Origin of the sequence: Inquilinus sp. YAF38 (genome assembly GCF_052113205.1) — a bacterium.
GTDB lineage: Bacteria > Pseudomonadota > Alphaproteobacteria > DSM-16000 > Inquilinaceae > Inquilinus.
In genome coordinates this window covers 1-11,834 of the sequence record NZ_JBFRCU010000139.1, presented here as the reverse complement: position 1 = coordinate 11,834, position 11,834 = coordinate 1, and the positions used below count along the sequence as shown (strand labels likewise).

Genomic DNA, 11,834 nt, shown 5'->3' with positions numbered 1-11,834 from the left:
GGCCCGGGCCGGCCACGCCGCCCGCCTCGCCCGGATCCCGGCGCTGGCGGCGGAGGTCGAGAGCGCGTCCCGCATGCTGGACACGCCGGCGGCGCGCCTGATCACGCGCGGCGAAGAACGCCCGCTGCTGCTCGCCGAGGTCGAGGCGCTGCTGCAATCGCCGGCGCTGGTGGTGGATGCCTGCCGCCATGCCGTCAGCGAGGCCGGCACCGTGGTGCCGCTGGCCCGGCGCCCGGTGCTGTTCGCGCTGGCCCGCGCCCTGGCCGAGGCCTGGCCCGGCGACGTGCCGCGGGGCGTGCTGCTGCAGCGGGCCTTCGGGGCGAAATTCGCCGATGAATCGCATCGGGCGCGGCTGCGGGTCGAGATCGGGCGGCTGCGCGCGGCGCTGCGGCCGCTGGCGGAATTGCACGCGACGGCGCGGGGCTTCGCCCTGGTGCCGCGCCACGGCCGCGACGTCGTGGTGCTGGCCCGGCCGGTCGAGGAGCGGCATGCGGCGGTGCTGGCCTTTCTCGCCGACGGCGAATCCTGGTCCAGCTCGGCCCTGGCGCTGGCGCTGGGCGCCAGCCAGCGCACCGTGCAGCGGGCGCTCGACGCGCTGGCGGAGGCGGGCAAGGTGCAGTTCTTCGGCCAGGGCCGGGCCCGCCGCTGGGTGACCCCGCCCCTGCCCGGTTTCACGACCGCCTTGTTACTCCCGGCCCTGCTGCCCGACGGCTAGGATGGCCCCATGAAACCACCAGGACACCGAACGGAGGCGCGACCCATGGCCGACATCATCCGCGAATACGGGCCGTTCCCGGGCATCGACGAGGTGGCCGGCGTCACCTATGACGGCGAGCACGTCTGGTTCGCGTCCGGCGACAAGCTCAACGCGCTGGACCCGAAGAGCGGCAAGGTGGCGCGCTCGCTCGACGTCGCGGCGCATGCGGGCACGGCCTTCGACGGCCGGCACCTGTTTCAGATCGCCGAGAGCCGGATCCAGAAGATCGACCCGGCGACCGGCCGCGTGCTGGCCACCATCCCGGCGCCCGGCGGCGGCGGCGATTCCGGCCTCGCCTGGGGCGAAGGCACGCTCTGGGTCGGGCAGCACCGCGAGCGCAAGATCCACCAGGTCGACCCCGAGACCGGCAAGGTGCTGCGCACCATCGACTCCAACCGCTTCGTCACCGGCGTCAGCTGGGTCGACGGCGAGCTGTGGCACGCCACCTGGGAAGCCGACGAGAGCGAGCTGCGCCGGATCGACCCGCAATCGGGCGAGGTGCTGGAGAGCCTGGAGCTGCCGGCCGGGGTGAACGTGTCCGGCCTCGAATCCGACGGCGCCGACCAGTTCTTCTGCGGCGGCGGCAAGACTGGGACGGTCCGGGCGGTGCGGCGGCCGAAGCGGGGCGGGTGAGCGCATCGCCTTGCGGCTTCCGCGTACTCTGGATATAAGTCTGGATATACAGTGGAGCCCGAGATGAGCAAGCCTTCCCAGCGTCGCGCCGTTGCGAATTTCCGGAATCGGCTCGCGGAAAAAGGGCTGGTCCGGTTCGAGGTGATGGGCCGGGACGCCGATCGCGACCTGGTTCGAACCCTGGCCCGCCGGCTCGCCGAAGGCGGGCCGGGTTCCGATCGCCTCCGCGCCGTCGTCAATCAGGCGGTTGGAGGGGAGCCGCCCAGGAAAGGCGGCATCCTCCAGGCGCTCATGGCATCGCCGCTCATCGGCTCCGAACTCGACCTGATCCGTCCGCGTGAGGAAGGACGGAAGGTCGATCTCTGATGCGCTATCTGCTCGACACCAACATCATCAGCAACTTCACCAGGCCAGCCCCGTCCCAGTCGCTGATCGCGTGGATGGCCGAGCAGTCGGATGGCGATCTCTTCATCGCCTCGCTGACCCTGGCCGAAATCCGCCGGGGCGTGCTGGAAAAGCCGGCCGGCAAGAGGCGCGACCAGCTCGATGCGTGGTTCTCGGGCCCGCACGGGCCTCAAGCCCTGTTTGCAGGTCGGGTGCTGCCCTTCGACGACCGGGCCGGGCTCGTCTGGGCGCGGCTGATGGCGGATGGCAAGGCGAAGGGCCGTCCACGCAGCGGCCTGGACACCATCATCGCGGCGATCGCCGAAGCCAACGACTGCACCGTCGTCACCGACAACGAGCGCGACTTCGACGGCATTCCGGTCATCAATCCGATCCGCGGACCGGATTGARGCGCCCCTCCTCCCACTCGATCGTCCCGGGCGGCTTCGAGGTGATGTCGTAGAAGACGCGCCGGCCCGGATGCACGATAGCGATGATTGTGCGGACTGGACCAATCCCGATTTTCGTGGTTTGTTCTATTGATGGATTTCAGCAATCGCGAGATTGCGGGTTACATTTGGCTCGCCTTGTTCCTCGGCGCGACGGCGCTTAATCGCGGTGTACGCGCGGCGTTCATCGACCTTCTGCGCATGTTCTTCAAACCCCTGATTCTTATCCCGTTGGGGTTGGCCGGGGTATACATCTCGGCTTGGGTCGTTGTCTTCGCATATGTAGGCATCTGGACCACGACCAACCTAAAAACGACGATCTTGTGGGCACTTTCGTTTGCGTTTGCGACGATGTTCGACATCAACCGTGTCAGCGAAGACCGCACATTCTTTACGAAGGCTGTTCGCGAGGCATTCGCGATCACAGGCGTGCTGACCTTCATGGTCGAGTTCTACTCATTCAGCCTGCCAGTCGAACTGATCGCGGTTCCTCTGCTGACCCTGCTCGGTACGATCCACATCGCCGCCGGCAAACCGGAACACGCTCAGGTCAAGCGCCTCACCGGAGGCCTGCTAGCCGTCATCGGCTTGAGTTATCTCGGCTATAGCTTTTATCGCACAGCCCTTGACCTGAAGGCCTTCGCTACACTCGACAACATTCGCGAGTTTGGACTGCCGATCCTGTTGACGCTTTTCTTCCTCCCGTTCCTTTATGCCCTTGTAGTCTACGTCGTCTATGAGCGCAGCTTCGTCGGTCTGATGTGGGCAATCCCGGACTCCAAACTGCGAAAACGGGCAAAGTGGCAAGCGATACTGGCTTTCGGCCCCAAGCTCGATCTACTTCAGCGGTGGGTTGCCTCGGTTCAACGCTTCAACCCCACCAATCTCGCTGCATTACGCCGTTCCTACCACGAAATACAAGTATCAGCGCAAAGGGAAGCAAATCCGCCAGCGGTAGCATCAGAGAGTGGCTGGTCGCCGTATCTGGCGAAGGACTTCCTCAAGGAAAAGGGATTACCGACACGGCCCTATCACCGCTCCCACGAGGATGAGTGGTTTGCCGGTTCGAACTATCTGGAAATCGGCGAGGGCTTTGGCCACAAGAACAACATAGCCTATTACCTGAACGGAAATGAACACACCGCCACCGAACTCAAACTCAAGCTAAATATAAATACATCTGATGCACGAGACGATGCCGAACGTCGTTTTCGTGAGATAGGTCTAACCCTTCTACTCACAGCAATGGGCCGTGAACCTGACCACACCATTATCGATGGTATCAACGCAGACAGCTTCAATATCCAAGTCGGGATGAGGCGGATAGATCTTGAAACACACGTTTGGCAAGGCGGCATCCCCGGAGGATATTCGCGATCGCTCACGATACGCACGATGAACGACGCGTAAAGCCAAGAGGCTGGAGGTTTCAGTGTACGCAATCGTCACGTGGTTTGAGGCTCATGACAAACTGGCTGGTTGGGCGCAGTTCCTCGGTGCAATGTTGGCTCTGGCCGTTACCTACTTTACGGCATTTGCTCTGGTCTGGCGGCGCAAGCGTCAACTGAAAAAAGCGGCGGCGCGTCTTCTTTCCCATGGCTACGAGGCGATCGAAAGCTATCATCGCACGTCAGCGAACTTTCTGCCTTTTCCTCTATCCCTCCGCCAGGCCGGCTTAAGCATGATGGTGATAGTCGAGGAAATAAACCGATTTCCGATCTATGAGCTCGACGATCAGGGCAGCCGCTCGATAGCTCGTTATCTCGTCGCGACGAGTGGGACACTGCACGCCTTACGGCTTTTTCTGGATACCGTCGCAAACGACATGGAAGGTCGAGAAGCGAACGAAGACGACCAAACAATAATAAGGGAGTTTGTCGGCGAGAGATTGAACTTCATTCGAGACATGCGCGCAGGCGCGGAACTCAAACGCCCCGAATGGCCGCTCCGCAATCCGACTGGATCAAGCTGAACACGATTCGGGTCGAGGCCGCGGCGCGCAGGGCGAAGACATAGTCGTAGGTGAGTCGCTGCTCGTCTCGCCGATCTCTCCTTACTGGAATTGCCCATGCCACGAGCTATATGACCATCTACATGGTCAGGAGTGTGGCATGGACGCGGTCAATCTGGCGGATGCCAAGGCGCATCTGAGCGAACTGGTCGATCGGGTGGAAGCCGGGGATTCGATCGACATCACGCGGCGCGGCAAGCCGGTGGCGAGATTGACGGCCGTGGCGAACCCCCGCAAGCGGGTCGATCTGGCCGCGCTCCAGGCCTTGGCGGCCACCATGCCGGCCCAGGCACAGGACGCCGCCGAGCTGGTGCGTTCGATGCGGGATGGCGACCACTACTGATGCTCTATCTCGACACGTCGCTGATCGTCGCAGCGTTGTCCAACGGAGCGACGACGCCGGTCGTTCAGCGCTGGCTCGCGACGCAGGATCCGGCGCAGCTGCTGGTCAGCGACTGGACCACCACCGAGCTGTCATCCGCCCTGGCGATCAAGCTTGGCACCAGCCAGATCACGCTGGATCAGCGTGCCTCGGCGCTGGCCATGTTCAACAAGCTGGTCGCGGAAAGCTTCACCGTCCTCCCGATCGCCGGCCGGCATTTCCGGACTGCGGCGACATTCGTCGATCAGCATACGCTTGGGCTGCGCGCCGGTGATGCACTCCATCTCGCCGTCGCGTCGGAGCACGGCGCCAAGGTGCACACGCTCGACCAACGGCTTGCCGACGCTGGCCCACTGCTCGGCATACCGACGCGGCTCCTGTCTTAACCCAGTCTATGGGTCGCCGCCTCGACGCGCTCCGGCACGCCACGGACCGTCATGATCAACCTTCCGCGAATCTCAGCACGTGTCGAATATCGTCCAGCTTGTCTTCGGACAGGCCGGCAAGGCTGCCTTCATCCAGATAGCCTTCGCGGATTACGGCGGCGAAGACGAAGGTGAGTTGCGAATACCGATAGTCGAATGTCGTATCGATATGCTTGCGCTGCCGGCGCAGATACTCCTCGACATCCCACATCTCGGACGGCGTTGTCGCCTGAGCAGCCTTGGCTTTGAACTCCGCTAGAATCCTCGCAAGTGCTACATCGAGCGCGGCTTCAAAGGCGCGGCGCGCGATCTTCTTTTCGGATGCAGACCATTTGAGGTCGAACATGAGCGTGGCCTTCCCTTCGCTCGGACAAGATCCAGTGGGATATCTCGCCATTCACCCCTGGATCAGGCCTCCCCGCAAGCGGTCGCCGGAAGTTTCCGGTCGATCCATGCCGAACCGCAAGATCGGTGGAGCGCCACGATGCCCGAGGGATCTAGCTTGAGCTGCCACGGAGACCAGGACGAATGACCGCAGCGCTTCGGACCTATCATGAGCGGATGCAGCGAGTGCTGGAGTATATCGAGCAGCACCTCGATGACGATCTCGATCTCGACGGTCTGAGCGGTGTCGCAGCCTTCTCGAAGTTTCATTTCCACCGGCAGTTCACGGCGACCTTCGGGCTGTCCGTGCATCGCTATGTCCAGCTTGCCCGCATGAAGCGCGCGTCATACCGGCTGGCCTACAGGGACGACGAACGCATCACCGACATCGCGATGGAGGCCGGTTACGACGCAGCGGATGCCTTCGCCCGCGCCTTTCGGCAACGGTTCGGGCAATCGCCATCGTCGTTCCGGAAGTCTCCCGACTGGGCGCCGTGGCTTGCGGCCTTCGGGCCTCTCGACAATGCGAGGAGCAAGCTGATGCACAAGACCTTCACCCAGGACGACGTGATGATCCGCGATGTGCCGCCGACGCCGGTGGCGATCATGGAGCATCGGGGCGACCCGGCGACGCTCGGCGCCACCATCCAGCGCTTCATCGCCTGGCGCAAGGCTGCCGGCCTGCACCCGAAGACAAGCCCGACCTTCAACGTCTGGCGTTCGGAGCGGCGTCCGGCGTCGCCTGCCGACTACAGCGTGGACCTTTGTGTCGGGACGGACCAACCGATCCAGGCGAATGGCGAGGAGATCAAGGCCGGCGAGATCCCCGGCGGACGCTGCGCGGTGCTGCGCGTCGTCGGCAACACGGACAATCTGGAGCCCGCCGCGCTCTACCTGTATCGCGACTGGCTTCCGGCCAGCGGCGAGGAAGCCCGCGAGTTCCCGATCTATTGCCAGCGGCTGAGCTTCTTCCCGGAGGTGCCGGAGCACGAGGCGGTGGCGGAGCTGTTTCTGCCGCTGAAGTAGCGCCTTCGCACCTCGCTCCACTCGATAGCCTTAAGCCACACGGACATCAGCATAGCGCCTGACGAAAGACCGTCAGCCGTAAAGCGCATGGGTGAGAGAGACCGCTTCGCGACGGCCCCTCCCATTCCACTCCCGCGGTGACCAGCTGTCGTCAGCCGTTTTGAACAGCGGCCGCGGCCTTGCGGATGACGCTGATGACAATGTCCGGGTGCGAAAGCATGGGAACATGGCTGCTCACCACCTCGGTGACGGTCGCTCCCATGCGCTTCGAGACCCAGCGCTGCAGATCGGGATGCACAGTGTGGTCTTGCGTCGCCAGAACGTACCAGCTCGGCTTCGACCGCCACGCGATGTCGTCGGCGCTGAGCTTCTGTTGGTGGAACAGATCGAAGACCGGGGCATAATGGGTGGCCCAGACGAACTTCTGGTCTTCCTCGGAGAGGTCTCCGGCAAAGAACTCGGTGCCGTTCGGAAGCATCCATGCGCGCCCGTCCGCGACCTCGACGCGAGTGAAGATATCCGATGGATACTTGTCGAGCTGGTTCTGCACGGTCTCGCCCGCATCGGGAGCGACCGCCGCGATATAGACGAGGCCCGCCACACGCTGATCGACTCCCGCGGCCGTGATGGTGGCTCCGCCATAGGAATGACCGACGAGGAGGACGGGGCTGCCGACGCGGTTGAGCGTGCGCTTCACCGTCGCCACGTCCTCATCGAACGAGTCCAGGCCATATTGAACCGCGATCACCTCGTGCCCGTCGGCCTGCAAGGCCGGGATCACCTTGCTGAAGCACGAGCCGTCAGCCCAGATGCCGTGGCAGAAAACGATGGTTGGTTTGGCTTGCGTGGACACATTGCCCTCCTTGCTTGTCCGGAATGAAACTGAAGATCCAATTCTGGCTATCCGCTCGGCCCTTGCTCGATCGGGTCGGCGACGACCGCCCCGGCGTCAGGCGGTCGGAGCAAGGCGCCCCCGGCTCCCTGCATTGACCACAATCATTCGGTCATCGATCGCCGAATAGATGGTAGCCTTTCCGTTCTTTCGAGAATGGACGTCCCGAATGGCGACGATTCTGGAAAAGACGGCCGGTCTGCTCGCCTTCGTGCGAACCGTCGATGCCGGGTCCTTCGCTGGCGCAGCCCGGCTGATCGGCGCCAGCCCTTCGGCCGTATCGAAAAGCGTCGCGCGCCTGGAACAACGGCTTGGCGTGCGCCTTCTGCAGCGATCGACGCGCACGCTCAGCCCGACGTCCGAAGGCGCCGCGTATTATGAGCAGGTGGCCGCCCATCTGCGTGCCATCGAGGACGCCGAGGACATCGTGCAGGTGCCGGGTAACGTGCGCGGCGTGCTCCGGGTCACCGTGCCGACGACGTTTGGCCGCCCCCTGATCTCGGCATGGGCCGGCTCGTTCCTGGATCGCTATCCGGACATCAAGCTCGACCTCAGTGTCACGGACCGCCGTATCGATCTGATCCGCGAAGGCTTCGACATCGCGGTCCGGATCGGGGAACTGGAAGATACGACTTTGATCGGCCGGTCGTTGGGCGTCCTGCACTATGTCCTGGGCGCATCGCCGAAGTACCTGCAGCGACGGGGCATCCCGCAGGCGGTCGATGATCTCAAGCGGCACGCCTGCCTTCGCCACCTGCTCGGGGGCCGGCCGCAACCATTCACCTTTGCCGACGGCACGCGGATCCTACCCGATGGTCCTTTCGATTCAGACGATGCTCAGTCGTTGATCGAGGCGGCCGTCAGGGGGGTCGGCATCACGCAGTTCATGCGCCTTGCGATCGAAGATGATCTTGCCGCCCGCCGCTTGAGTATAGTGCTGCCGGAGATTCCGATGTTCACGACGCCGGTCCACGTCCTGCATCCGTTCGGCCGCCAACTCCCGCTGCGAGTCCGCCTGTTCATCGATTTTCTGGTCGAGGCCCTCGGCGTCAATTCGAACTTGGGATCGCAGAGCTGACGGATTGATCGTGACAGGGATGCTCCGCCACCGGCGACCTGCCGCCCGTCAGTCACGCGATCAGGACAGTCCCGCGAGAAAGGGTTCGATCACCTGATTGCGGCCACCCTGGCTGCCGATCCGGTCGTCGAGGGCGGGCATCGGGTCGTCTTTCCGTCGAGCGACGACGAGGACGCGATCGCTCCCGTGGCGGCCTTGGCCAAACAACTCGGGTTCGCACCCGTCAGGCTGGGAAAGCTCGACGAGGGTGGCGCGGCATATGGGCTCCGTTCGAAGAGCGGGGAGACGCCCGACGGAGCGGCAGATCTGCGGGTCGCTTAGATTATCGGCAGCCTAGGATGCGCCCGAGTGTCCTCCGTTATCCGATACTACTCCACAGTGCTCCCCCTCACTCCCACTCGATCGTCCCGGGCGGCTTCGAGGTGATGTCGTAGACGACGCGGTTGATGCCGCGGACCTCGTTGACGATGCGGGTCGAGACCCGGCCCAGGAACTCGTGGTCGAACGGGTAGTAGTCGGCGGTCATGCCGTCGGTCGAGGTCACGGCCCTGAGCGCGCAGACGTATTCGTAGGTGCGGCCGTCGCCCATCACGCCGACCGTGCGCACCGGCAGCAGCACGGCGAAGGCCTGCCAGATCGCGTCGTACAGGCCGGCGCGGCGGATCTCCTCGAGATAGATCACGTCGGCCTGGCGCAGGATCTCCAGCATGTCGCGGCTGACCGCGCCGGGGATGCGGATGCCCAGGCCCGGCCCCGGGAAGGGGTGGCGGCCGACGAAGGTCTCGGGCAGGCCGAGCTCGCGGCCCAGCGCCCGGACCTCGTCCTTGAACAGCTCGCGCAGCGGCTCGACCAGGGCCAGCTTCATCCGCTCCGGCAGGCCGCCGACATTGTGGTGGCTCTTGATCGTCACCGACGGGCCGCCGGTGAAGGACACGCTCTCGATCACGTCGGGATACAGCGTGCCCTGGGCCAGGAAGCGGGCGCCGTCGATCTTCTCGGCCTCGGCGTCGAACACCTCGACGAAGGCGGCGCCGATGATCTTGCGCTTCTGTTCCGGGTCGCTGACGCCCTCGAGCCGGCCGAGGAACAGGTCGGCCGCATCGACATGGATCAGCGGGATGTTGTAGTGGCCGCGGAACAGCGACACCACCTGCTCCGCCTCGCCCGTGCGCATCAGCCCGGTGTCGACGAAGATGCAGGTCAGCTGGTCGCCGATCGCCTCGTGGATCAGCACCGCCGCCACGGCGCTGTCGACGCCGCCGGACAGGCCGCAGATCACGCGGCCGGTGCCGACCTGGGCGCGGATCTTGGCGATCTCGGCGTCGCGGAAGGCGGCCATGGTCCAGCTGCCTTCGCAGCCGCAGACATGGTGGGTGAAGTTGCGCAGCAGCTGCGCGCCATGCGGGGTGTGCACCACCTCGGGGTGGAACTGCACGCCGTAATAGCGGCGGGCATCGTCGGCGATCGCGGCATAGGGCGCGTTCTCGCTGGTGGCGACGATGCGGAAGCCGTCCGGCAGCCGGGTGACGCGGTCGCCATGGCTCATCCACACCTGCTCGCGCGCGCCGACCGCCCAGGCGCCGTCGAACAGGGTGCAGTTCTCCTTGATGTCAAGCCAGGCCCGGCCGAATTCGCGATGGTGCCCCGCCTCCACCGCGCCGCCCAGCTGCTCGCACATGGTCTGCTGGCCGTAGCAGATGCCCAGCACCGGCAGGCCGAGCTCGAACACCAGCTGCGGCGCGCGCGGCGATGCCTCCTCGGTGACCGAGGCCGGGCTGCCGGACAGGATGATGCCGCGCGGGTTGAACGCCCGGATGCGGTCATCGCCCGCCTGGTTGAACGGCCAGATCTCGCAATAGACGCCGGATTCCCGGACCCGGCGGGCGATCAGCTGGGTGACCTGGCTGCCGAAATCGAGAATGAGAATGCGGTCCGGCGACGGCGTAGCGGTCGGGGCGGTCATGGCAACTCCGGGGTCGGGCGGTGGGACGGAGCTTTACCCTCACCCCGCCCGCAGGACAAGCGACGGGGCCCGCGCCGGGCGCGCAACGTCCATGCACGGATGACGATTCGGTGACGCCGCGGCCCCTAAATTAACTAAACACAATGTGTCGTTGCGCTCGCCCACGCACTTCGTTCATGATACGTTCCATGAAGGAGATCCCTGCTGATTTCAATGTCCAGGCCTATGGCCGCGGCTGCGCGCTGCAGCAATGCGAGATGCTCACGCGCCTGGCCGAGATCGGCATGCAGTTGGCCGAGGCGGCCGGCGCCCGCGCCCTCGCCGCCCAGGCCGCGGAGTCTCAGCCTCCGGCCGCAGTTGCGGAAGCCCCTGAGGCTCAGCCCCCGGCTGCGGCCGGAGACCCCGGTCTCGCCTTCGCCCGCTACGCCCATCTGGTGCGCCAGACCCTGGCCCAGCGTGCCCGCGCCGTGCAGGACCTGTGCGCCCGCGACGGCGGCCGCGAGGCGCGCCGCGCCCGCCATCGCGAGCAGGTCGAGACTGAGATCGACCATCTGGTCTGGGGCGATGTCGAGGACCGCGGCCGCGCCGCCGCCCTCGACCTGCAGGTCGCCCAGGCCTTCGCCGGCCTCTATGGCGATCAGGAGGATCCGGTCGAAGACCGCCCGGTCGGCTCGGTCGTGGCCGGGCTGGTCTGCGGCCTCGGCCTGGCCGAGAAGTGGAACCGCCGGGCGCCGCATCGCGTCAGCCGGCCGCGTCCAGGCCCGCCGGATGGCAGCCCGGAGGAGATCCGGGCCGAGCGCGCCCGCCGCCGGGCCGCGGTCGCCGCCTGCATCGAGCAGGCCATCGACGACCTCGCCGCGCCCGCCGTGGCCGCCGATATCCGGGCCGGGCTGGCGGTCCGGATGCAGGAGCCCGATGTCGAGACGCTGCTCGATACCGAAAGCTTCGGCACCGCCGTGATCCGCCTCTGCCRGTCGCTCGGCTTCGACATCGAGAACGACCTCGACATTCCGCTCGATGACGACGATGAGGACCCGCCCGACAGCAGTTGAGCGCTGCCGCCACTCAAGCCGGATGATTTCGGGTCAGTTCACAGGGATCGCAGCGGGCGTTGCATCTCCTCGTCGTCATTGCGAGGAGGCGAAGCCGACGAAGCAATCCAGGAGCCGATGCGTGGGGCTCCTAGATTGCTTCGCTGCGCGTAACTGCCCAGGAGGACCTTAACCTCTTGACCGATCTGGGAGGTTTGTGAGTCAAGGAAGGATGACGCCGCCACCCCCATCGTTGTCCGAGGAAGGTCTTCTGGCCCTAATTGGCGAGTTGCAGGCGCGCAACCGGATGCTGGAGCAGCAGAACGCAGTGCTGACGGCGCGGGTTGCCGAGTTGGAACGTCGGCTTGGGCTGGATAGCAGCAATAGCAGCAAGCCGCCGTCGAGCGATGGGCCGGGCA

16 protein-coding genes are annotated in these 11,834 nt (G+C 65.1%); 12 read left to right on the top strand and 4 right to left on the bottom strand.

Annotated features, from left to right (window positions below; translation table 11 throughout):
- The 4 genes from AB4Z01_RS34420 to AB4Z01_RS34405 all read left to right on the top strand — a co-directional run.
- Window positions 1-715 (top strand): hypothetical protein (locus tag AB4Z01_RS34420; protein WP_441701103.1); only part of this gene is annotated, 715 nt, incomplete at its 5' end.
- 45 nt (window positions 716-760) lie between these two features.
- Window positions 761-1,390: a Vgb family protein gene (locus AB4Z01_RS34415; protein ID WP_441701101.1), complete on the top strand. Its 630-nt coding sequence runs from the start codon at window positions 761-763 to the stop codon at window positions 1,388-1,390.
- A 63-nt stretch (window positions 1,391-1,453) separates the two neighbouring features.
- Window positions 1,454-1,756, top strand: a complete 303-nt coding sequence (locus AB4Z01_RS34410) for a hypothetical protein (protein ID WP_441701099.1) — start codon at window positions 1,454-1,456, stop codon at window positions 1,754-1,756.
- Complete coding sequence (locus AB4Z01_RS34405) at window positions 1,756-2,184, top strand: type II toxin-antitoxin system VapC family toxin (protein WP_441701097.1); 429 nt, start codon at window positions 1,756-1,758, stop codon at window positions 2,182-2,184. Before AB4Z01_RS34410 ends, AB4Z01_RS34405 begins: the two co-directional genes overlap by 1 nt.
- Here AB4Z01_RS34405 and AB4Z01_RS34400 read toward each other — a convergent pair.
- Entirely contained in the window at window positions 2,159-2,263 is a 105-nt protein-coding gene (locus AB4Z01_RS34400; protein WP_441701105.1) for a GMP synthase (glutamine-hydrolyzing), read from the bottom strand. The two genes, AB4Z01_RS34405 and AB4Z01_RS34400, sit on opposite strands and share 26 nt — an antisense overlap.
- A gap of 53 nt (window positions 2,264-2,316) precedes the next feature.
- On the opposite strand from AB4Z01_RS34400, the gene AB4Z01_RS34395 reads away from it, so the two are divergent.
- The 4 genes from AB4Z01_RS34395 to AB4Z01_RS34380 all read left to right on the top strand — a co-directional run bounded on the left by AB4Z01_RS34395 (window position 2,317) and on the right by AB4Z01_RS34380 (window position 5,002).
- A complete protein-coding gene (locus tag AB4Z01_RS34395; RefSeq protein WP_441701095.1) occupies window positions 2,317-3,633 on the top strand; it encodes a hypothetical protein in 1,317 nt (438 codons plus the stop codon).
- A 22-nt stretch (window positions 3,634-3,655) separates the two neighbouring features.
- Window positions 3,656-4,195 carry a hypothetical protein gene (locus AB4Z01_RS34390; protein ID WP_441701093.1) on the top strand — a complete coding sequence of 180 codons (540 nt, stop codon included), beginning with the start codon at window positions 3,656-3,658 and terminating at the stop codon, window positions 4,193-4,195.
- Between the two features lie 139 nt (window positions 4,196-4,334).
- A complete protein-coding gene (locus AB4Z01_RS34385; RefSeq protein ID WP_441701092.1) occupies window positions 4,335-4,577 on the top strand; it encodes a type II toxin-antitoxin system Phd/YefM family antitoxin in 243 nt (80 codons plus the stop codon).
- Window positions 4,577-5,002, top strand: a complete 426-nt coding sequence (locus AB4Z01_RS34380) for a type II toxin-antitoxin system VapC family toxin (protein ID WP_441701090.1) — start codon at window positions 4,577-4,579, stop codon at window positions 5,000-5,002. The genes AB4Z01_RS34385 and AB4Z01_RS34380 overlap by 1 nt, the downstream gene beginning before the upstream one ends.
- Before the next feature lie 55 nt (window positions 5,003-5,057).
- Here the strand turns inward: AB4Z01_RS34380 and AB4Z01_RS34375 are convergent, their stop codons facing one another.
- Window positions 5,058-5,387 carry a hypothetical protein gene (locus AB4Z01_RS34375; protein WP_441701088.1) on the bottom strand — a complete coding sequence of 110 codons (330 nt, stop codon included), beginning with the start codon at window positions 5,385-5,387 and terminating at the stop codon, window positions 5,058-5,060.
- Window positions 5,388-5,611: 224 nt separating this feature from the next.
- Between AB4Z01_RS34375 and AB4Z01_RS34370 the strand changes: the two genes are divergently transcribed.
- Window positions 5,612-6,451, top strand: coding sequence for an AraC family transcriptional regulator (locus tag AB4Z01_RS34370; RefSeq protein WP_441701086.1), 840 nt, complete (start codon window positions 5,612-5,614; stop codon window positions 6,449-6,451).
- 151 nt (window positions 6,452-6,602) lie between these two features.
- On the opposite strand, the gene AB4Z01_RS34365 is transcribed toward AB4Z01_RS34370, so the two are convergent.
- Window positions 6,603-7,304, bottom strand: coding sequence for an alpha/beta fold hydrolase (locus tag AB4Z01_RS34365; RefSeq protein ID WP_441701084.1), 702 nt, complete (start codon window positions 7,302-7,304; stop codon window positions 6,603-6,605).
- A gap of 208 nt (window positions 7,305-7,512) precedes the next feature.
- Here AB4Z01_RS34365 and AB4Z01_RS34360 point away from each other — a divergent pair, with 208 nt between their 5' ends.
- Window positions 7,513-8,421: a LysR family transcriptional regulator gene (locus AB4Z01_RS34360; protein WP_441701082.1), complete on the top strand. Its 909-nt coding sequence runs from the start codon at window positions 7,513-7,515 to the stop codon at window positions 8,419-8,421.
- Window positions 8,422-8,809: 388 nt separating this feature from the next.
- Here the strand turns inward: AB4Z01_RS34360 and guaA are convergent, their stop codons facing one another.
- Complete coding sequence (guaA, locus tag AB4Z01_RS34355) at window positions 8,810-10,384, bottom strand: glutamine-hydrolyzing GMP synthase (RefSeq protein ID WP_441701080.1); 1,575 nt, start codon at window positions 10,382-10,384, stop codon at window positions 8,810-8,812.
- A gap of 188 nt (window positions 10,385-10,572) precedes the next feature.
- On the opposite strand from guaA, the gene AB4Z01_RS34350 reads away from it, so the two are divergent.
- Together AB4Z01_RS34350 and AB4Z01_RS34345 are read left to right on the top strand one after the other, a co-directional pair.
- On the top strand, window positions 10,573-11,436 hold the full coding sequence (locus tag AB4Z01_RS34350; RefSeq protein WP_441701079.1) for a hypothetical protein: 864 nt from the start codon (window positions 10,573-10,575) through the stop codon (window positions 11,434-11,436).
- 211 nt (window positions 11,437-11,647) lie between these two features.
- A partial coding sequence (locus tag AB4Z01_RS34345) for a DUF6444 domain-containing protein (RefSeq protein ID WP_441699399.1) occupies window positions 11,648-11,834 on the top strand: 187 nt, incomplete at its 3' end.